The organism is Paenibacillus medicaginis, from assembly GCF_042138635.1.
Lineage (GTDB): Bacteria > Bacillota > Bacilli > Paenibacillales > Paenibacillaceae > Paenibacillus > Paenibacillus medicaginis.
In genome coordinates this window covers 191489-211766 of record NZ_JBHIRY010000004.1, presented here as the reverse complement: position 1 = coordinate 211766, position 20278 = coordinate 191489, and the positions used below count along the sequence as shown (strand labels likewise).

Here is a 20278-nt window from a genome sequence, read left to right as displayed (position 1 = left end):
GGAAAAGAATCGTACATTAACATGTCCCAGATCATGACTATTGGCAAGAAAATGCTAATACAGAAACATCATTATCTTCCATCTGAGCAAATGGAGATGGTAGAAGCAAGATATGTGTACGGTGTTCAATTAGGGGTCATCAAGGAAACGGATGAAGCCGGAGATTTAGCGGTAAGCGAATAGGGAGAGCGATATGTGCTCTCCCTATTATTTTTGTCTGTATATCTACGTTTGAAAGGTGCATCCATGACGGCGATTCGGAACCGGGTGACTGTGAACTGCTACATGTGAGCATACGAAACCGGCGGATTGGCGGCCATAGGCGTGTTATATTAAATACAGCAGAATAATGAAGAAGAGGGATATTTCCATGAGTTTTCAGCAAATGAACGCCATTATTCCTGTGTTTCAACGTATAGAAATTGTTCGTGAATCCTGCCGGATCAGGCCGGAGCCTGGATGTGAGAAGCTGCTTATTGTGCGGAAAGGGTATCTGATGATCGCAGCAGAGACGGGTGAATGGAAGGCCGTATCACATGGTTACGCATGTCACTCGGGAGCAGGGATCGTCACGGTTCAGCTTCCGACCACCCGGGCTGCGGAATATGCGATCATTACATACCGGATTGTTCCAGAGTGTGCACCATGGGATTGGAATGGTACACAGCGTGTGCTAAGCGAAGTCAAGGTCAAGTATATGGTTGATGGTTTGCTTCAAGCACAGGAGGATATGCCGGGGTTAAGTGAAGAAGAGGCTGAGGCACAGCACTTTCGCAACCGGATGATGCTGGAGCGAATTCTGAGCTTCTACATGTACGAGGGCCGATTGAGTGAGGAGCGGTGGACTTCCGGTACCCGGATTGAGAAATCGGTTCATTATATTGAGGAGCATTACATGCTTAAGTTGACACTGCCGATGCTTGCAGAGCGGGCGGGCTTAAGCACGGGACATTACAGTGTACTGTTCAAAGAGCAGACAGGCATGACCGTGAGCCTTTACCTGAAACGGCTGCGTGTGGAGAAAGCGAAGCAATTGTTCGCACAGGGCGAGACATCGGCGAAAAAAGCAGCCCAGAGTGTTGGCTTCGCAGATTACTTTCATTTCAGCCGAACGTTCAAGGAGGTTACAGGCACGAGCCCGGCCGATTATATGCGCAGGTTTGGCGAAATCGAATAATTGCGCATGTATGATCTTGGATTTAGACATGTCTATGTGGAGAATGAAGTGATAAAATGATCGATAATAATTATCATTATCAAGGAGGATGTCATGGTACATCGTGCAAAACACTTCATTTCTCTGGGTCTAATCCTCATGGTCATCCTGAGTCTCGCAGCTTGCGGCCAGGCAAGTGATACAAATCGTGCAGCAGGACAAGAAAACAATGCATCGGCATCAGGGGAGAGCGGGGCATCGGCATCAGGAGCCATCACGGTTCAGGATGCGCGTGGTGAGCTCAAACTGGACAAGGTGCCCGACCGGATCGTAGCTATGGATTTCAGCTTTACGGACATGCTGGTCTCACTGGGGGTACAGCCTGTAGGCATTGCCGATGATGGCTCACCGGAATTGTTCATGGATTCCGTCAAAGATAAACTGGGGCAATATACGTCAGTAGGTTCCCGGTATGAACCGAATATCGAATTGATCAGCTCTGTTCAGCCGGATTTGATCATTGCTGATATCAACAAGCACAGTGCAGCTTTGGCACAGCTGGAGCAAATTGCGCCCGTGCTGGTGCTGGACGATTTCCAGGCTGATTACGATCAGATGCTGAAGAACTTCAATATTGTAGCCAAGGCTGTGGGCAAGGAGAAGGAAGGTGCTGAGAGGCTGGCAGAGCATGAGCGGCTGGTAAAAGAAACTCAGGAGAAGCTGTCGGCTTCAGACCTGACCATTCTCCCGGCTGTAGTGAACCCGACCGGATTCTTCGGTCATTCGGATCATTCATATACCGGCTCCATCGTGAAGCTGCTGGGCTTCACAGACCCGCTGCAGAATGAGAAATCCTATCCTGAGCTGGCGCTTGAACAGCTGGTGGAGCTGAACCCGCAGGTGCTGTTCCTGATGCCGACCGAGGATGTGACGATCGTCAATGAATGGGAGAAGAATCCGTTGTGGAGCAAGATCGATGCGGTAGTCAACAAACACATCTACACTGTCGAGCGGCGCAACTGGTCGCTGTCCCGCGGTCTGCTTGGCTCAGAGCAGATCATGCTGGATATCGCGGCAGATCTGGGTAATTAAACGGATGAGCAGGATGACTTATCCGGACAGGAAGCAGAACCGTGTGCCGGTTCTGCTGTTTCTGTTTTCCGGCGGCACGGTGTTGCTTGTCATCAGTTTTATGCTGAGTCTTAAAATCGGTCCGGCACACATTAGCTGGCGCTCCATCTTTGAGGCCATCTTCACTACCGGTTCCGATTTGAAGGAGCATCTCTACATCAGAACGCTGCGGCTGCCGCGCACGGTTCTATCTGGTATCGTTGGTGCCCAGTTGGCACTGGCGGGCCTGCTAACCCAGCTTGTGACAAAGAACCCGCTGGCTTCCCCGCATGTGTTCGGCATTAATGCAGGTGCTTCGCTCGCCGTAGTAGCAGGACTGCTGTTCATACCGTCATCAAGCTTGCTTTCCTCGATGGGTCTGGCCTTCGCTGGTGCGGTCATGGGAGCGTTAACGATCTGGTCACTGACTGGGAAGGGGCCGAGACAATATATCACGTTGGCGCTGGCGGGAATCACGGTGCATTTCCTGTTTGCATCGCTAACTGAAGGGGCCATGCTTCTTAACCAGTATTCAACGGAAAGCATGATCTTCTGGCTGGTTGGCTCAGTCAATCATGCCACCTGGCAGCATGTGTCGATTCTGGTTTGTATTCTAATTGCAGGCCTGTTCATTCTCTTATGTCTCTTGCCTTCACTGCGTATGCTGGAGCTGGATGATGAAGTTGCTGTCGGACTTGGCATGAAGTTGAATGCTGTGCGTGCGGCAACGATGCTGCTCGTGGTGTTGTTCGCTGGTTCGGCAGTAGCGATCTGCGGGCCAATCGGGTTCGTCTGTCTCATCGTCCCGCATATAGCCAGGGCTCTCATAGGTTCCGACCTAAACATACTGACTCCGTTCACGGCCTTGCTGGGAGCCATTCTGCTGCTGCTGGCGGATGTACTCAGCCGCTGGATCGCTTTTCCGTTTGAATCCCCGGTGGGGATCGTGACGGCATTCATCGGGGCGCCCGCATTCATCTACCTGGCGCGCAGACAAGGAGGGAAGCGGGCATGAAAAAGGTACTGTTTCTTGTGGTCGGGCTCGTTATGATGGCAGTGCTTTGCTGGCTCTCCATTTCTGCAGGAGCCGTACCTATTCCCGGGAACCGGATCATCAGTGGACTTACGGACCTGCAGAGCCCGTTCTACTTCATCGTACATGAAGTTCGTCTGCCTCGGGTATTAGTTGCCATCTGGGCCGGCTGCGGGCTTGCCGTCGCCGGTGCCATTCTGCAATCTCTGCTCCGTAACCATCTGTCCAGTCCGGATGTGATTGGCATTACTCAGGGGGCAAGCTTTGCTGCGGTAGCCACGATTTTCCTTCTGCCAGGGGCTCCCTGGGCAGTGCTGCCTGCCGCCGCTTTTACCGGAGCCATACTATCCTTCCTTATTCTTGTTCTGATGAGCAGGAAGCTAACCCTCGCCCCGGCGACACTCGCGCTGGTTGGAGTTGCCATGGGAGCTGTCTTCCAGGCGGGTATCCAGTATTTCATGGTGACTTATCCGGCGAACGTGAACATGGCCCTGTTATGGATGTCTGGCAGCCTGTGGGGAAGGGGATGGGACCAGGTTCACATCACTGCTCCCGTAATCACGATACTGTTTGTCGTGGCGATGGGCAATGCAAGGAAGCTGAACATCCTGCAGGTTGGAGACGCCATCAGCCAGTCCCTTGGCCTGCTCGTGCGAAGAGAACGGCTGTGGCTGCTGCTGCTCTCTGTGGCTATGGCGGGAGTGGCGGTCTCGGCTGTGGGGGCGATCGGCTTCATCGGCCTGCTTGCTCCGCATATGGCACGGGCACTGGTGGGATCGCAGAATCAGTGGCGTTTGCCGATGGCGGCAGTAATCGGTGCCAATCTACTGTTGCTCGGTGATCTCTTGGGCCGTGTGTTGGTGATCCCGCGCGAGATTCCTGTTGGTATTATCACTGCGGTGATTGGGGCGCCGTACTTCATCTACCTGCTGGGCAGGGAGCGCAGAATGAAATAAATCGGGAGGACTACCTGTTCTCTGCGTCTAGGAGAACTGATTTAAAGGAGAAACCTACCGAGCAAATGACCTAGCTTGAACGGATCTCGAAATCGTAAAGACTGCATAAGAAGCAGTCTTTTTTTATGTGCGTGGCTTTCATGTTGATTTATAAGCATTTGAGTTAATTTAAGAAATTTTAAGTTTTTATAATTTTGTTATTGAACTTAAAGACCTAATGTTCTATTATCGGAGTGTGAGGTGAATGCTGATGCCTATTACGTACAGTGAGAAGAATCAATTTATTAAAAACTCCAGTCATATTGCCGAGGAGTTAGCTTTAAGATTGAATGATTTTAACAATAGTGTTTTGCTGTTCAAAGTCCTTGCGCATGCGTTACGCAATAATGAGAGTATTGTTCAAGAGTTTGATGAGGCCATTTTTGAAAACCATGCTGCTTTCCAGAAGGAATTTGAAGCTTTGCTTAAACACGCATTGCATGTTGCGACAGATTCTCAAGTGGCAGATGCTACAGCTGCTGCGATGCAGGTTGAAGAATATTCTCCTAGCCAGTTGGCTAAATTCTTTGGCGTTAGTATCATGACCATCCATAATTGGCTCGATCAAGACCGCTTTGTTGGATTTAAAAAAGCCGGATCGAACAAACACAATAAAATACCTGATGACACTGAGTTTATTATGGCATCTGGAAAAAGAGTTCTTGTCCGCGATGTTGTCAGTATGTGGAACAGGCAGGAAGCCGAAACCATTCAAAAAGCAGAAAGTGATTTGGATTATTATACGCGGCAGATTGCTTACTACGAAAAAAAATATGGTGATGCGTTTGAACGAACGCTCGGAACAAAAGCAAAATTGACACCTGAAGAAGAAACCGATGCTCAAGTTTGGCAGCACCTGCTTGGGAGGCTGCAGCTTGAGTTTAGAGATAAGAAAAAGTAATTTCTATTTTATCGAGGAAAATTATTCAGACATCATTCAAGAAGTTCGTGAAGGTGCAAATGGTATACCGAGCGATGGAAAAAGTGTCCGAAAAACGATCCTGTTCCGCGACTTTTCCAAAATGTACTGTGTAGAATTATTAGACACTGCAAAGCAGTATATCGAGTTATATTGGTATGATTGGTATGGAGAGAATCAAGAACTTATTATGAAATTCCATGCTCACTACCATCCAGATGGAACCCCCGCATCGATTACGAAATATGACCCCTATCATATTCATTCGAGCAATCGTGAACGGCACTACAACAAAAAGTTCCGGGAGTTGAATGATATTCTTGAATTCATTCGAATGCGGCAGCTCAGTTTGAAGAAATAAGTCAGTATTCTCAGCAAAAAGAAGGGCTGCTCCAAATGAGCACCCCTTCTTTTGTCGTCGTAATCAAGCATCTTGATCCATAAAAGCCGTCAGCTGTTCGCGCGACGGCAAGCCGTCCGAATCCCCTGGCGACATGACAGCCAGCGCTCCGATCGCATTCCCGCGCCGTACGGCCTCTGCGAGACTTAAACCATCCAGCAGCCCACTGACGACCCCGACGGCAAAGCCGTCACCGGCTCCGACGGTGTCCACCACCTGCACCACCTTAAAGCCCTTCACCATGCCTTCCTCATCCGCTGTTTTATAATACGCGCCTTCTGCCCCCATTTTAATCACAACAGCCTTGACACCACGTTCCATATAAAAAGCTGCGATATCTTCAGGTTTAGTAAACCCGGTTAGTATTTTGCCTTCCCCGATACCAGGCAGGAACCAGTCACAGTAGGCGGACAGTTCATTGAGCGTATTGGCCATCGTCTGTGTATCAGGCCACAGTTTGGGACGAAGATTCGGGTCGAAGGAGATCGTTTTGCCCTTATCCTTCATGAACTTCATGGCATGCAGCGCAAACTCGCGGCAGGACTCGGACAGCGCAGGGGAAATACCCGTTAGATGCAGATGCCGCGCGGAAGCGAAATAATCTTCGTCAAAATGCTCCAGGCCAAGCTGCGAAGCGGCGGAATTTTTGCGGAAATACTCTACCTCCGGGTCTCCCTCTTCCACCTTGGACTTTAACAGCATTCCGGTAGAAGCCTCACTGGTGAAGTAAACCGATTTGGTATCGATGTTCTCCTTCTGCAATGCTTGCTCTATATACCTGCCGAACGTATCCTGGCCGAGCCGGGTCACAAGGCCGGCGCTCAGCCCCAGACGGGACAGGCCAGTGGCCACGTTGGTTTCCGCGCCTGCAAGCGCCTTCGAGAACGAAGTCACTTCATGCAAAGGACCCGTTTCATTTGCATAAAACATCGCCATCGGCTCGCCGAAGGTGACGACATCCAGCTGTTTAGTCATATCTAAAAAGCCTCCTCATTCCATATCTATCATGATGAAAACATGCACAGGTGTACTGATCAAATTGAAGGTAACACATAAACCGGTTTTTAACAATAATGAAATGTATAGCTGCCGAAAATCGCAAATTTTTCCTTCATTTATTGTAGTTTTTGTCACGAAACCGCTTTAATAAATATTTTTTACGTTAAAACATGCATTATGACATTGACAGGACTTATAATACTATTTAGTATTTTGCGGTGTAAGGAGTATTGATTAGTAAATATAAAATAAAATTTTATCTGAATGGAGGGTTTGGTTATGGATAAGCGTTATGCCATCCACCCGGAGCATGCCAAGACATTTACGACAGAGCAACTGCGCCGCCAGTTTTTGGTTCAGGATCTGTTTGTCCCAGATGAAGTAAAGCTGTGTTATACCCTGGAGGACCGTATGATAATCGGGGGAATTTATCCGCTTAACGGACCTGTCGAATTGAAAGGATATGACGGCATCAAGGCTGACTATTTCCTGCAGCGCCGTGAGATGGGCATCTTCAACGTCGGTGGCAGCGGGTCGGTCCGTGTGGACGGGGAGGTCTGCAAGCTGGAGCCAAAGGACTGTCTGTATGTCGGACTTGGCAGCAAGGAGCTTGTTTTTGAAAGTGATGCCAAGGATCAGCCCGCCAAATTTTATATTGCATCAGCCCCAGCTCACAAGACCTATCCCACTCAAAAACAGGAATATGCAACCGTCCCGGCCGAGGAGCTTGGCTTTCCCGAAACGGCCAACAGCCGGGTGCTGCGCAGATACATTCACGAGGATGGTATTCAAAGCTGCCAGCTCGTCATGGGCATGACTGCCCTGAACACGGGAAGCGTGTGGAACTCGATGCCCACCCATACGCATGACCGCCGGATGGAAGTGTATTTCTATTTTGAGCTGGATGAGAATGCAAGAATGTTTCATATGATGGGTGAGCCGACAGAGACGCGCCATATGGTGATGAAGAACGAAGAGGCCGTTATATCCCCGCCTTGGTCCATTCACTGCGGAGCGGCTACAAGCAATTATACGTTTATTTGGGCGATGGCCGGCGAGAACTATACCTACAAGGATATGGACGCCGTAGCCATGGATGAGCTACGCTAACCCTGAAAGGAGAGAGGCAACGATGATTAAAATGAAGGTGCTCCAAAACATCAAGTCACTGGGCGTCGTAGCGGTTATCCGTGCGGATGATCCTGATTCGGCCTTTAAAATTTCGGAAGCGTGTATCGAAGGGGGGCTCACTAATATTGAGCTTACCTTCACTACACCGGAAGCGGATCAGGTGATCAAGAAGCTGAAGTCGGCGTATTCGGATAAGGCGGTGATCGGCGCCGGTACCGTGCTTGATGCGCATACAGCACGCATATCCATCATGGCCGGGGCCGAATTCGTGGTAAGTCCCGCGTTTGACGAAGAAACAGCCAAAATGTGCAATCTGTACAGCATTCCTTATATGCCCGGCTGCATGACGATCACGGAAATGAAGGAAGCGCTGAAGCTCGGTGTGGATGTTCTGAAGCTGTTCCCTGGCAGCGCACTCGGTCCCGATTTCGTCAAGGCGGTTAAAGGGCCGCTGCCGCATGTGCAGATCATGCCGACAGGCGGCGTGGATCTGGACAACATCGGAACATGGCTGCAAAACGGCTGTATTGCGGTTGGAATTGGCGGCAATTTGACTGCTCCTGCCCGCGACAATCGTTATGATCTGATTACCGAAACCGCTGCCCAGTATGTGGCCAAGGCGGCGCAAGTGATCAGAGCACAGAAATAACTGAGGAACGAAAGAAACGGGTTCAATATTTTGTCTGCACTGGCGCCATCTATGGTCGGATGCAGGCAAAATGTTAATTAATTATTTTAATTTTAAGATAAATGGAGGGCTTATCATGGGATTGGATGCATTTTCGCTGGATTTTTTCAGCCTGAAGGGAAAAACGGCCATTGTCACCGGAGGTAATACGGGGCTTGGACAAGGTTATGCGGTAGCGCTCGCCAAGGCGGGGGCTGACCTGTTCGTCGTTACGTATGACCAGGATTGGGAGGAAACCCGCGCATTCATCGAAAAGGAAGGCTCCAGGGCCGTATTCCACCAGGCTGATCTGACCGATAAGGAGTCCCGCACGGGTGCAGTCAAAGCTTGCATGGATGCGTACGGCAAAATCGACATTCTGGTCAACAATGCGGGGACGATCCGCAGGGCACCTTTGCTCGAATATAAAGAGGAAGACTGGGATGCCGTTATGGAAATCAATTTGAACTCGGTATACTTCCTGAGCCAGGAAGTCGCCAAAATCATGGTGGAGCAAAAGAGCGGCAAGATCGTCAACGTGGCCTCCATGCTCGCCTTCCAGGGCGGGAAGTTCGTGCCGCCGTATACAGCCAGCAAGCATGCCGTTGCCGGGATTACGAAAGCGTTCGCCAACGAGCTGGCCGTCCACAATGTGCAAATCAACGCCATTGCGCCCGGCTATATCGAGACAGCTAACACGGCTCCAATACGCGCGAATGAAGCGCGCAATCAGGAGATTCTCTCCCGTATTCCTGCAGGACGCTGGGGTCAGCCTTTCGATCTGATGGGGGTTATGGTGTTCCTGTGCAGCCGTGCTTCCGATTATATGAACGGCCAGGTGTTGGCGGTTGACGGTGGGTGGCTCGTCAGATAACAATGAAATAACAAAATTTGAAATAAAAGTTCGCCTGCACAGCCCGAAGAATTCTTCCGGGCTGTTTTCGCGTTTCGCGAGCCCCAAGGCGTATATTTTCCGCCCGACAAAAGAAAAGGTCAAAATTTGACCTTAATGTAGTAAAATAATCACGCTATTTGAAAGCGTCACCATGATATTCTTTAAATGCATATTTGGCCAAAATATTAAACAGTACCAAAAGAAGCGCAGCATAGAAGGAAAGGAAGAGACGGATGAGCCTTGAAAAGGAATACGTTAAAATAGCCCAGGATGTCATTAAAGGCCTTGGAGGAGAAGACAATATTATTTCTATGGCCCATTGTGCAACACGGCTAAGATTAGTAGTAAAAGACAGAGACATCATTGATGATGAGTTTATTGAGAATATCGACAAGGCCAAAGGAGTGTTCTTTACCTCCGGGCAATATCAAATTATTTTTGGAACCGGTACCGTTAACAAGGTATACGAAGCCATGATCGGCGAGAATGTATCCGCTACATCCAAGGCTGAGCTAAAAGAACAGGCGTCCACGCAGGATGATAACTTTTTCAAAAGAATGATTCGGGTTTTCGGGGACGTATTCGTTCCGATTATACCTGCATTGGTAGCCACAGGGCTATTCATGGGAGTCAGAGGTTTGGTTACTCAGCCTGCGCTGCTTCAGTTATTTGGCCTTACACCGGATGATATTTCTCAAAATTTCTTGTTAATTACGCAAATTCTGACCGATACGGCATTTGCATTTTTACCCGTATTGGTATGCTGGTCGGCATTCAGGGTGTTCGGCGGAACGCCCCTGCTGGGGATATTGCTCGGATTAATGCTGGTAAGCCCTTCATTGCCTACGTCCTGGGATGTCGCACAGAAGGTTCAGGACCCCCTGCTGTTTTTCGGATTTATTAAAATTGCAGGCTATCAGGGATCCGTTCTACCTGCGTTCATTATAGGGGTCGTGGGGGCGATGCTGGAGAAGCGAATCCGGAAATCAGTTCCCGAAGCATTGGATCTGATTTTAACGCCGTTTTTGACACTGCTGGTTACACTTGTGCTGGGGCTGTTCGTGATCGGACCTGTCTTTCATGAAGTGGAAGTTTTAATTTTAACGGCGGTTACAGCGATTTTGAAATTGCCATTTGGCATTGGCGGGTTTATTTATGGCGGTATCAATCAGCTTATTGTCGTTACCGGACTGCACCACGCGTTGAACCTCATCGAAATCCAGATGCTGGTGGACTCTGGCCGGAACATGGTAAACCCGATCAGTTCGGCGTCCATTTGCGCACAAGCGGGAGCGGCGCTCGCTGTCGGTCTGAAAGCCAGAAATGTAAAAACTAAATCCATCGCCTACCCTTCCGCCATGTCTGCGTTATTAGGCATTACGGAACCGGCTATTTTCGGGGTGAATATCCGTTATGGCAAGCCTTTCATGATGGGTTTGATTGGCGGGGCGGTTGGCGGGTTTTTCGCACGTATATTTAACATTCAGGCAACAGGCATGTCGATTACGGCCATTCCGGGTATGCTGTTGTACCTGAACAAGCAGATCATCCCGTATATCGCTGTTTGCCTTATTGGCTTCGCTGTAGCCTTTGCACTCACATGGCTCTTTGGATTTAAAGAAAAAACAGATAACAAATAAAACGATGTGGAGAGAAATATGGACAACAACTTACTGCTTGAGAAATTGGACAGCCTCTCGATGGAAGAGAAGATCGGCCAGTTGGTCCAGCTGACGGGGGATTTTTTTGAAGGAGATATGGATACCGTCGTAACGGGGCCTCTAAAAAAGTTAGGGTTGAACACCGGTTACAATGTTTACAATACAGGTTCCATTTTAAACGTGACCGACCCGGATAAAATGATCCGGCTGCAAACGGACTACTTGGAGAAATCAACTCATAAAATTCCGCTGCTGTTCATGGCAGATATTATCTACGGGTATCGAACTATCTTCCCGATTCCGCTTGCTCAAGCCTGCAGTTGGAACTATGAGCAGATAGAGCGTGCAGCTTCGATTGCTGCCAGGGAATGTTACGATGAAGGTATTCATGTGACTTTCTCTCCGATGGTGGATATCGTTAGAGATCCTCGCTGGGGGCGGGTGATGGAATCGCCTGGAGAGGACACATTGCTCGCACAGAAATATGCTGAAAGCACGGTGCTGGGCATCCAGGGAGGGAATTTGGAGAGTGCCCCAGGTGCCATACCTGCTCATAAAATTGCCGCTTGTGTCAAGCATTTTGCCGCTTACGGGGCACCTGTCGCCGGACGTGAGTATAATGCTGTGGATATGTCGGAGCATATGCTGAGGGAGTATTATTTGCCAGGGTATAATGCTGCTATCGCGGCGGGGGCAAAACTTGTTATGACGGCCTTTAATACCTTGAATGGCGTTCCTGCGACAGGGAACGAATGGCTGAACCGCGACGTGCTGAGACGGGAAATGAATTTTGACGGTGTGTTGATCTCGGATTACGCCGCTATTGAAGAGCTGATTATGCATGGTTATGCAGAGAATGAGGCTGCCGCCGCCAGACTGGCCTTGTTGGCTGGTGTGGATGTGGATATGAAGACAGCCGTATATGCCAATCAATTGGCGAAAGTAATATCCGGCGACGAGCATATGCTGGGACTGCTGAATGAAGCTGTATACCGTGTGTTGAAGCTGAAAAATGATCTGGGGCTGTTTGAGGACCCGTTCCGTGGATTACAGGAAACTTTGCAGCGGCAGAAAAGCAGTGTTCTGTCAGATGAACATAAACAAAATGCGCTATCCTTGGCTGAAGAATCCGTAGTTTTGCTGAAAAATGATAATGAATTGCTGCCCTTCTCAAAACAGGCCAAGGTTGCTCTGATCGGTCCATACGCGGAAGAAAACTCTACCTTGGGCATATGGGCCATCAAGGGGGATGAGGCGGATACCGTCAATTTGAAAACAGGGATGTTAAAGTATATTGATCCCGATCATCTCTCGGTATGCCGTGGGGCGTACATGCTGCCTCTGGATGAGAGGCAGGCCCTTGGCAAATATGCAGACAAGCTGCCTGGTGAAACCGTTGCTGAGGAGGACCTGCTGCATGAGGCGCTTCGGAATGCGGGCGAAGTGGATGTCATCGTGCTCGCCTTGGGTGAAAGCATATATCAGAGCGGAGAAGGCGGATCGCGAACGAATCCGACGCTTCCCGAGCCGCAATTGAAGCTGCTCCATGAATTAAGTTTATTGGGCAAAAAGCTCGTTGTGATCGTTTATAGCGGAAGGCCTTTGATTCTCACCGAGGTAGCCGGAAAAGCAGACGCAATCATCCAGGCTTGGTATCCGGGAACGATGGGCGGGGAAGCGCTGGCCAATATTTTGTATGGAAAAACAAATCCGTCCGGGAAATTGGCGATGACCTTTCCACGAAGTGTCGGACAAATTCCAGTGTATTACAACGAGCTGAATACAGGCAGGCCGAATATGCCGGAAAACGGCTCATACCGGTTCGCATCCCGATATATAGACGAAGTAAATAAACCCTTGTATCCGTTTGGCTACGGTAAATCCTACACCTCATTTGAATACAGCCTGCTGTCCGTCAGCCGGAAGGAAATAAAAGCAAATGAGCCAATTGATATTTGCATATCTGTTACCAATACCGGGATTTATGATGGGAAAGAAACGGTCCAATTGTATATTCGCGATAAATCCGCAAGTGTGGCAAGGCCGGTCATGGTTTTGAAAGACTTTAAAAAAATCTTTTTGCGCAGCGATGAGACCGAAACGGTTCAATTCACCATTCGCGATGAGATGCTCAAATTTTACGGAAGTCGGATGGAATACAAAAGTGAGCCGGGCGAATTTGAAGTTTATATCGGTGCAAGCTCACAGGAAATTTTACTGAGCTTTAGTTTTGTTTTATTACCGGAGGGGGAACATGAATAAAAGCGACGCTTATAACCTTAAATATCATATCACCCCGCCTTATGGTTTATTGAATGATCCGAACGGACTTGCTTTTTTCAAGGGCCAATATCATGTGTTCCATCAATGGAATCCAGGAGGCACCGAGCACAGGAATAAATGCTGGGGCCATGCGGTTTCCAGTGATCTGGTGCATTGGCACAGGAAAGGCATCGCGCTGGAGCCTTCGGAATGGTATGACAAAGACGGCATTTATTCCGGCGGGGGTGCTGTTCATAATGACAAGCTGTATTTGTTTTATACGGGAAATGTAGTCCGGGCTGATGGAGTAAAAGAAAGCTATCAGTGCGCCGCCGTTTCCGAGGATGGGGAGAGTTTTTACAAAATGGGCCCATTGTTCGAGCATCCCACAGGTTATACGAGGCATGTCCGGGACCCGAAAGTATGGAAGGATCAGAGGGGAAACTGGTGGCTGATCGTTGGCGCGCAAAGAGAGGATTTAACGGGTGATACGCTGGTATATAAATCCGAAGACCTTTCCAGCTGGACATGCCTGGGATCATTTCTGGAGCATGATGATGCGTTTGGATTTATGTGGGAGTGTCCGGATGTGCTTCAATTTCTCGAAAACGATGTGTTTGTTTTTTCTCCTCAGGGTCTGTCGGAGGCAGGGGAAAATTACAAGAATCCTAACCAATCGGGATATATTACCGGAAAAATAACGGAGACAGGGAAATTTGAGGGAAAGCTGTCCGAATTTAAAGAGCTGGATCGTGGATTCGATTTTTATGCGCCACAATCGTTTGAGGCTGGTGGTAGAACCATTATGTTCGGATGGATGAGCGCTATGACGGAGGAAGCAGAGAGGGCTGTCCCGACCGTTCAGGAAGGATGGATCCATGCGCTGACTCTTCCCAGAGAAATCGAATGGACGGACGGTGTGTTGGTTCAGAAGCCATTACGGGAGTTACAAAGCTTAAGGCTGGATGGCATACAGGGAGATATTCAACAAAATGATGTATGGTTGCTGCCTTCTTTACAAGCAGAACTCATCATAAGATTTTCAAAGCTCGCGGGAAATTTCAGAATGGTTGTAAGGGATACGGTGCAAATTGAGTATGATCGGGAGCACAACAGTCTGACGGTCTGGCGGACCAACTGGTTGACCAACGAGCAGGAGTACAGAAAAGCAGTACTAACTCATAGGTTATCCGAACTACAGATGTTTATTGAAAGCTCAAGCCTTGAAGTATTTGTGAACGAAGGCGAAGAAGTGTTTTCTCTGCGTTATTTCCTGGAAGATATCGTACAACGCAGTGTGCTTCTCGAGGCAGGTGGCAATGAAGGAAAAGTTAGTATTTATCAGTTGCAGGAATGCGTGGAGTAAGGAGAGACTTAAATGTTTCATTGGGGCAAAAACAAAAAAACATTGGAACTACTGGAGGTTGTTCCTCCTATTTCTGGGAAGATGGTAGAGCTGAAAGAGGTTCCCGATCCTGCATTTGCCCAAGGGCACATGGGGGCAGGGGCGGCGATTGAGCCTGTAGAAGGAAAAGTGTACGCTCCGTTCGACGGGAAAATTGCTCTTCTCATGGATAAAAGCAAGCATGCAGTCATCGTCGAGCACAAGAGTGGAGCGCAGGTTCTCATTCATATTGGTATAGATACGGTTTCGCTAAAGGGCAACGGATTTAAGGCGCATGTCAAGACGGGTGCCAAGGTTAAGCAGGGGCAGTTGCTGCTTGAATTCGATATGGACATGATCCAGGCTGCCGGCTTATCATTGCTTAGCCCTGTGATTGTTCCAGACGGACTGGAGTCTGTGGACCGTGTAGAGCCTCACGTCGGTCAGGAGGCCAATGGCCATAGCGGGCTGTTAATTACGGTGCATTTGAAGTCATAAATCGGTAAAACCATAATCATTCGCCTGCAGAGTTACAAGCAGGCCAAGGAAGGCTGTTCATTACTCCGTCTGGCGGGAAGAACGGCCTTCCTTTTCGCCTTGGCCCGCTGAATGGATTGCAGCTTGTCCGGGCATTTTACTATCGGTATAGTATGAGTATGAACGGATTGCTCATGGCTAACTGGTGAGGTGTCATATGAAGAAAATATATGAACATATTGAAATAGACAGAAAAAAGATGATCAACCTCTTTATGTTTCAGGCGAAAGATACGGAGAGGGTGATTCCCATGCATTTCCACAGCCATATGGAAATGATCCACTGTATTAGCGGGAGCCTGAAGGTGTGGCATGAGGGGAAGGTCACCATTTTAATGGATAATGATATGCTATTCATGAACAGCAATGTTCCGCATTCCACACAGAGCATTACGGAGAACCGGGTGCTTGTGCTGCAATTTCCGGGCGTCTTTTTTGCCAATGAACAAGTCATCATACAATTAAATACTCAAGAGAACCATGTTGAGGATGCTACATTTTCCAAATTAAGAAGATTGTTAATGGATATTTATGAACTGCATATTTCCAAGGGGAAATACGACTACATTTTGGAACAAAGCCGAATTTTCGAGCTTAAATATATGCTTGTCAATCATTGTAGTCAGGCGGCAGACATTCCACCTCAAATATTTAATGAAAAGCAGCAGAAGATCAAGTCTATCATGGACTTCATTAAAGAGCATTATACCGAAAATATCAGCTTGGCCGAAACAGCCCGCTTCTGCGGCTATTCCGAGGCTTATTTGTCTCGCATGTTTCATGAATACACAGGTCAGACGTTTACCGAATACAAGCAGATTCTTGGTTTGGAAAAGGCCATCGATTTATTGGATACCACGAATAAGTCGCTTACAGACATATCCTATGAGACGGGATTTCCCAATGTAAAATCGTTTAGAAAGGCTTTTAAGGAAGTCATGGGCAAAACGCCTTATGAATACAAAAAGTCATAGCGGCTGAACCGAAGTAGACTGAATCAGGCATACGGCACAAGCTATATGCCTGTTTTGTACCGCTCCATCTCATGACCGTATGGAGCCGAATATGCTATGCTCTGCTTAGACAGATTGAGCGGAGGGACGAGCATGACCGGATTGAAATTTGAAGCAGATGGCTTCAGCGTAACGTATGGTGCGGAAAATGTGGTACTGCTGGCCAAGGAATTTGCGCTGCTGCGTTTTTTGTATGATCACCGCAATCAGGTGTTCACCAGGGAGCAGCTGCTGGATCATGTGTGGCCCTTGGAGTATCCGGTGGAGCGGACGGTGGACGATCATGTGTACAGGCTGCGCAAGAAGCTGCGCCGCTGGAGCGGGTTATCCATCCGCACCGTCAGAGGGCTGGGCTACAAGCTGGTCCTGGAACAGTCGGAGAAGAGGCTGCAGCCTTCCTTGAACGATCCGCAAATGAATGAAGCGGTACATACACTGCTGCGGAGATACCATCTGCTGGGGCAGGGGACCTCACTCCTGACGCTGGCTGCACAGGAGGAACAGCTCGGCTTTGAGCTGAATCCCTGGTATCGGATATATGCCCGGTTCGTGCAGGCGGATATTGCGTGGTTTCTGGAGGAAAAGGATATTCCTGCTGCGGAGATCCTGTTCTGGTGCCTGCTCCTTTATTGGGCAACAGGGCCGGTTACGCCTTATACAGTGCAGCAGTGTGAGCGGGTGCTCTCGACAGGTGCTCTTCCCCCGCCGCATGCCAGGGAACTGCGCCGCCTGAACATTTTGGAAGCGCTTGTTGAGAACGGAGAGACGGAGCGGGCGGCCGCACTGCTACCTGAAACGCATGATATTGTGGAGAGAGAGGGCTTGGATGGGTTTGTGCTTCCTGTTGCTGTATTGGAGGTTTATTTGTGCTTGTCCGCCGGGCGGCTCAACAAAGTCCGCGAACAATTCGAGCGGGTTGAAGTGATGCTGGAAGAGATGCCCTACCTGCGAGAGCGGGGGCGCTATACAATTTTCAAAGGGCTCTGGCATCTCCGCGAGGGGAATGCCGAAGAAGCAGAAAAGCTGATGGATGAGGGCATTGATATTTTGCATACAGCAGGTCAGGAGCTCATGAAGATCAAAGCGGTATGCCAAATCATCAGGTATTTGGAGATGCACTGCCCACACGAACGGCTCGAACATAAATATAAACGGATCTATGAGCGGCTGGACCGGGAAAACCGGCTTTCCGTCCTGCGCCCCAAGCTGGCGTCCTGGCTGGAGCATGCTCTGGATACCGTCTGATATTCCTCTGACAATCTTCCGTTAGCATCATCTCTATCAGAAAGGTACAGGAGATGAGCATTATTTATGAAAACGGAAGTAAAGGTACAACAGAAGTCCCGTATCCGGAAAGAGGGAGTTTGGAGCAGCCGTCCTTTTCGCCTCATGTTTGCCGCTCACGCGGCTGCTTCATTTGGCGACTGGTTTGACGCGATTGCCATTCAGGTACTGGTCGCTTACAGATGGGGAGCCGATCCGATGCTGCTCGCTCTGATCCCGGTCATGATGGCGCTGCCGGGACTCGTGCTCGGATCATTCGCCGGGGCGCTCGCCGACCGTGTTCGCCAGGCGCGCTTGATGATGGTTTGTGATCTGGCCGCTGCGCTGCTGACCGGACTGATATTGTTTGTGCCCGGCATTGCCTGGCTGCTGCCTCTGCTTGCTGTGCGGGCCGCAGCAGGTATTTTTCAGCTGCCTGCTCAGCAGGGCTTGACCCGCAGAGTGGTGGCGGAGGAGGAGCTTTTGCAGGCTTCGGCCTGGAACGGTCTGGTGAACCAGAGCGCGAAGGTGGCGGGACCGCTGCTAGGGGCGGCTACACTCACGCTTGTGTCCCCGCAGGCCTGTATTGTGATTAATGCCCTTATGCGTCTGTCTTCCTGTGCGCTGCTTTGGCCCTTGCGCCGGATCGGCGGAGCCGGGGATGCGGTCCACGTCGGGCAGGGGGTTGTGAAGAAGCATTTTCTGGCCGAATGGCGGGAAGGGTGGGCGTTCCTGCTGAGCAGCCGGCTGCTGCTTGCCACGCTGCTGTTTGTTTTCATCGCCATGACAGCCATTCTGATGATCGATTACCAGTTTGCCGTACTATTGCGCTTTCTCTCGCCAGGGGATGAATCGCTAACAGGCTGGCTGATTGCGGCCATTGGCGCCGGAGGCGCAGGCAGCATGCTTGTCATGAAACGTCTCGCACACATGTCCCCCGGCTGGGGCCTAGGCGGGGGAGCATTGCTGATCGGGTGCGGCATTGCCGCGCTGGGCTTGATGCAGCCCGGGGTCGGGCTGGCGGTGCTACTGACTGTCGGGGTGATGATCGGGATCGGGAATGGGATGAGCATGATTACGCAGACGTATATCCTGCAGGCGGGTACGCCCACAGCGATGGTGGGCCGGGTGTTCGGCATCCAGAATACGGTGATGGGAGTAATCATGGTCATCGCACCACTGATTGGCGGTCTGTGGATACGGGAAGCAGGAGTGGGTACTGCCTTTTTCTGGATAGGCTTAACGGTGGCTTTGCTGGGACTCGGCGCATTTCTTCTCGGTTCACGGTGCATAATTTCCCCCTCTTGGGACAGTATATCTAGTCCAAAGGAGGGACATCCATGTTCTGGGACTCATGGTTCGGCAAGCGGAGCAAGCAAGGACCTGTGAAACACAAGATACAGCCTTTGTCTGACCCGGGAATAGGTACCGTGCTGAAAAAGGGGCTGTCCGACAATATCAAGATGCTGCAGCGGAGCTTCGAGCGCTGTTCGGATATGATTTACCGCAAGATTAGTGTACATGGGCATAATCGGATTTGTCTTGTATATATCGAAGGCATGAGCGACACGCAAATGCTGAATCAGATGCTGCTGGAGCCCCTTTTGACGGAAGGTCTGCATGATGAGGCGCCGGAGAAAGGTGTTCTGTCCGCTATTCTGGAAAAGCGTCTGATCGCCGCCGCACAGATCCGAAAGGCATCGGATTTTCAGGCGTTGGAAGACGGCATACTTAACGGTGAGATAGCGGTTCTGTTTGAGGAAGAAGAGGAAGCCTTGCTTGTGAATTTTATCAAAATGGAGCAAAGAGGGATTGGGGAGCCCACTTCGGAAAGGGTCGTACGCGGTCCACGGGATGCCTTCACGGAAATGCTGAGCACAAATACGACGCTGCTGCGCAGGCGAATCCACAGCACCCGCTTGAAAATGGAATCCCTCATCATTGGAGAACTTACAGGAACACGGGTGCTAATCACCTATATCGAAGGATCGGCTGACGCCAATATGGTGCAGGAGGTTCGCCGGCGGCTGCAGAACATTCGTACAGAAGGTATTGATGGCTCTGCGAAAATCGAGGAGCAGCTTGAAGACGATCCTTATTCTCCGTTTCCACAGGTTCAGAATACGGAACGTCCGGACGTGGCGGCTTCCAGTCTGCTGGAAGGAAAAGTGGTCATTATGATGGACCAGTCTCCGTTTGTCCTGATTGTGCCGATGTCCTATTGGGCGGGTCTGCAATCGGCGGAGGATTATCATGAGCGGTTCTTTTATATGACGTTTGTGCGCTGGATCCGCTATATTTTTGTCCATATGTCTCTGCTGCTTCCTTCCCTTTATGTAGCATTAACGACATTTCACCCGCAGGTGGTCCCCACCTCTCTGCTGGTCAGCATCCTGTCAGCCCGGGAAGGAGTACCTTTTCCCGCAGTCATCGAGGCACTTTTCATGGAGCTTGTCTTCGAGGGGCTGCGGGAAGCGGGCATCCGCCTGCCGCAACAGGTCGGACCGACGGTCAGCATTGTCGGAGCGCTGGTGATCGGGCAGGCCGCAGTGGAAGCGGGCATAGTATCGGCGCCGATGGTCATCATTGTGTCTGCCACGGGAATCGCCTCCTTCGTGTTTCCCCGGTATAATATGGGCACGGCGTACAGAATACTGAAATTCCCCCTGCTCATTGTTGCCGGTTGTCTGGGTTTTTACGGGATCCTTCTATTTTTGATTGCATTAAGCGTGCATATGGTCACTTTGCAGCCGTTCGGCATTCCATATATGAATCCGGTGGCGCCGGCCGTTAAGCCACGGTTGAAAGATGTTTTGATCCGTGCCCGTTATAAAGGCGGGGATAGTGGGTGAGG

General features: G+C 50.0%; 18 protein-coding genes. 17 read left to right on the top strand and 1 reads right to left on the bottom strand.

The genetic code is table 11. From position 1 onward, the window contains the following. Nucleotides 1-370 precede the first annotated feature (370 nt). From ACE5LO_RS06535 to ACE5LO_RS06510, 6 genes are all read left to right on the top strand, one after another. The gene (locus tag ACE5LO_RS06535) at nucleotides 371-1177 is read left to right on the top strand and encodes a helix-turn-helix domain-containing protein (protein ID WP_375519212.1); all 807 of its coding nucleotides are present in this window, start codon (nucleotides 371-373) and stop codon (nucleotides 1175-1177) included. A gap of 93 nt (nucleotides 1178-1270) precedes the next feature. Then, entirely contained in the window at nucleotides 1271-2248 is a 978-nt protein-coding gene (locus ACE5LO_RS06530) for an ABC transporter substrate-binding protein (protein ID WP_375519211.1), read from the top strand. A 4-nt stretch (nucleotides 2249-2252) separates the two neighbouring features. After that, entirely contained in the window at nucleotides 2253-3281 is a 1029-nt protein-coding gene (locus tag ACE5LO_RS06525; protein WP_375519210.1) for a FecCD family ABC transporter permease, read from the top strand. Next, nucleotides 3278-4255, top strand: coding sequence for a FecCD family ABC transporter permease (locus ACE5LO_RS06520; RefSeq protein WP_375519209.1), 978 nt, complete (start codon nucleotides 3278-3280; stop codon nucleotides 4253-4255). The genes ACE5LO_RS06525 and ACE5LO_RS06520 overlap by 4 nt, the downstream gene beginning before the upstream one ends. A gap of 244 nt (nucleotides 4256-4499) precedes the next feature. Further along, on the top strand, nucleotides 4500-5195 hold the full coding sequence (locus ACE5LO_RS06515) for a hypothetical protein (protein WP_375519208.1): 696 nt from the start codon (nucleotides 4500-4502) through the stop codon (nucleotides 5193-5195). Beyond that, complete coding sequence (locus ACE5LO_RS06510; protein WP_375519207.1) at nucleotides 5170-5574, top strand: toxin-antitoxin system TumE family protein; 405 nt, start codon at nucleotides 5170-5172, stop codon at nucleotides 5572-5574. Before ACE5LO_RS06515 ends, ACE5LO_RS06510 begins: the two co-directional genes overlap by 26 nt. A 63-nt stretch (nucleotides 5575-5637) precedes the next feature. Here the strand turns inward: ACE5LO_RS06510 and ACE5LO_RS06505 are convergent, their stop codons facing one another. Beyond that, complete coding sequence (locus ACE5LO_RS06505) at nucleotides 5638-6588, bottom strand: sugar kinase (RefSeq protein ID WP_375519206.1); 951 nt, start codon at nucleotides 6586-6588, stop codon at nucleotides 5638-5640. Nucleotides 6589-6891: 303 nt separating this feature from the next. On the opposite strand from ACE5LO_RS06505, the gene kduI reads away from it, so the two are divergent. The 11 genes from kduI to ACE5LO_RS06450 all read left to right on the top strand — a co-directional run bounded on the left by kduI (nucleotide 6892) and on the right by ACE5LO_RS06450 (nucleotide 20276). Continuing rightward, nucleotides 6892-7722: a 5-dehydro-4-deoxy-D-glucuronate isomerase gene (kduI, locus tag ACE5LO_RS06500; RefSeq protein ID WP_375519205.1), complete on the top strand. Its 831-nt coding sequence runs from the start codon at nucleotides 6892-6894 to the stop codon at nucleotides 7720-7722. A gap of 22 nt (nucleotides 7723-7744) precedes the next feature. After that, nucleotides 7745-8392 (top strand): bifunctional 2-keto-4-hydroxyglutarate aldolase/2-keto-3-deoxy-6-phosphogluconate aldolase, encoded by a 648-nt coding sequence (locus tag ACE5LO_RS06495; protein WP_375519204.1) that lies wholly within the window; start codon nucleotides 7745-7747, stop codon nucleotides 8390-8392. Nucleotides 8393-8507: 115 nt separating this feature from the next. Continuing rightward, nucleotides 8508-9284, top strand: a complete 777-nt coding sequence (kduD, locus tag ACE5LO_RS06490) for a 2-dehydro-3-deoxy-D-gluconate 5-dehydrogenase KduD (RefSeq protein WP_375519203.1) — start codon at nucleotides 8508-8510, stop codon at nucleotides 9282-9284. 254 nt (nucleotides 9285-9538) lie between these two features. Then, entirely contained in the window at nucleotides 9539-10945 is a 1407-nt protein-coding gene (locus ACE5LO_RS06485) for a sucrose-specific PTS transporter subunit IIBC (protein ID WP_375519202.1), read from the top strand. A gap of 18 nt (nucleotides 10946-10963) precedes the next feature. Further along, a complete protein-coding gene (bglX, locus tag ACE5LO_RS06480) occupies nucleotides 10964-13228 on the top strand; it encodes a beta-glucosidase BglX (RefSeq protein WP_375519201.1) in 2265 nt (754 codons plus the stop codon). Continuing rightward, nucleotides 13221-14594, top strand: a complete 1374-nt coding sequence (locus tag ACE5LO_RS06475) for a glycoside hydrolase family 32 protein (protein ID WP_375519200.1) — start codon at nucleotides 13221-13223, stop codon at nucleotides 14592-14594. Before bglX ends, ACE5LO_RS06475 begins: the two co-directional genes overlap by 8 nt. 12 nt (nucleotides 14595-14606) lie before the next feature. After that, a complete protein-coding gene (locus tag ACE5LO_RS06470; RefSeq protein WP_375519199.1) occupies nucleotides 14607-15110 on the top strand; it encodes a PTS sugar transporter subunit IIA in 504 nt (167 codons plus the stop codon). Nucleotides 15111-15306: 196 nt separating this feature from the next. Continuing rightward, on the top strand, nucleotides 15307-16122 hold the full coding sequence (locus ACE5LO_RS06465) for a helix-turn-helix domain-containing protein (RefSeq protein ID WP_375519198.1): 816 nt from the start codon (nucleotides 15307-15309) through the stop codon (nucleotides 16120-16122). Between the two features lie 132 nt (nucleotides 16123-16254). After that, the gene (locus ACE5LO_RS06460) at nucleotides 16255-17406 is read left to right on the top strand and encodes a winged helix-turn-helix domain-containing protein (RefSeq protein ID WP_375519197.1); all 1152 of its coding nucleotides are present in this window, start codon (nucleotides 16255-16257) and stop codon (nucleotides 17404-17406) included. 66 nt (nucleotides 17407-17472) lie between these two features. Continuing rightward, nucleotides 17473-18813, top strand: coding sequence for an MFS transporter (locus tag ACE5LO_RS06455; protein WP_375519196.1), 1341 nt, complete (start codon nucleotides 17473-17475; stop codon nucleotides 18811-18813). Continuing rightward, nucleotides 18765-20276, top strand: a complete 1512-nt coding sequence (locus tag ACE5LO_RS06450; protein WP_375519195.1) for a spore germination protein — start codon at nucleotides 18765-18767, stop codon at nucleotides 20274-20276. The genes ACE5LO_RS06455 and ACE5LO_RS06450 overlap by 49 nt, the downstream gene beginning before the upstream one ends. The last annotated feature ends 2 nt before the right edge of the window (nucleotides 20277-20278 follow it).

Excerpts from the sequence above, each read along its gene's own strand:
- ACE5LO_RS06535 (WP_375519212.1), top strand. The coding sequence starts at position 371 with ATGAGTTTTCAGCAAATGAACGCCATTATTCCTGTGTTTCAACGTATA.
- ACE5LO_RS06530 (WP_375519211.1), top strand. The coding sequence starts at position 1,271 with ATGGTACATCGTGCAAAACACTTCATTTCTCTGGGTCTAATCCTCATG.
- ACE5LO_RS06525 (WP_375519210.1), top strand. The coding sequence starts at position 2,253 with ATGAGCAGGATGACTTATCCGGACAGGAAGCAGAACCGTGTGCCGGTT.
- ACE5LO_RS06520 (WP_375519209.1), top strand. The coding sequence starts at position 3,278 with ATGAAAAAGGTACTGTTTCTTGTGGTCGGGCTCGTTATGATGGCAGTG.
- ACE5LO_RS06515 (WP_375519208.1), top strand. The coding sequence starts at position 4,500 with ATGCTGATGCCTATTACGTACAGTGAGAAGAATCAATTTATTAAAAAC.
- ACE5LO_RS06505 (WP_375519206.1), bottom strand. The coding sequence starts at position 6,588 with ATGACTAAACAGCTGGATGTCGTCACCTTCGGCGAGCCGATGGCGATG.
- kduI (WP_375519205.1), top strand. The coding sequence starts at position 6,892 with ATGGATAAGCGTTATGCCATCCACCCGGAGCATGCCAAGACATTTACG.
- ACE5LO_RS06495 (WP_375519204.1), top strand. The coding sequence starts at position 7,745 with ATGATTAAAATGAAGGTGCTCCAAAACATCAAGTCACTGGGCGTCGTA.
- kduD (WP_375519203.1), top strand. The coding sequence starts at position 8,508 with ATGGGATTGGATGCATTTTCGCTGGATTTTTTCAGCCTGAAGGGAAAA.
- ACE5LO_RS06485 (WP_375519202.1), top strand. The coding sequence starts at position 9,539 with ATGAGCCTTGAAAAGGAATACGTTAAAATAGCCCAGGATGTCATTAAA.
- bglX (WP_375519201.1), top strand. The coding sequence starts at position 10,964 with ATGGACAACAACTTACTGCTTGAGAAATTGGACAGCCTCTCGATGGAA.
- ACE5LO_RS06475 (WP_375519200.1), top strand. The coding sequence starts at position 13,221 with ATGAATAAAAGCGACGCTTATAACCTTAAATATCATATCACCCCGCCT.
- ACE5LO_RS06470 (WP_375519199.1), top strand. The coding sequence starts at position 14,607 with ATGTTTCATTGGGGCAAAAACAAAAAAACATTGGAACTACTGGAGGTT.
- ACE5LO_RS06465 (WP_375519198.1), top strand. The coding sequence starts at position 15,307 with ATGAAGAAAATATATGAACATATTGAAATAGACAGAAAAAAGATGATC.
- ACE5LO_RS06460 (WP_375519197.1), top strand. The coding sequence starts at position 16,255 with ATGACCGGATTGAAATTTGAAGCAGATGGCTTCAGCGTAACGTATGGT.
- ACE5LO_RS06455 (WP_375519196.1), top strand. The coding sequence starts at position 17,473 with ATGAAAACGGAAGTAAAGGTACAACAGAAGTCCCGTATCCGGAAAGAG.
- ACE5LO_RS06450 (WP_375519195.1), top strand. The coding sequence starts at position 18,765 with ATGTTCTGGGACTCATGGTTCGGCAAGCGGAGCAAGCAAGGACCTGTG.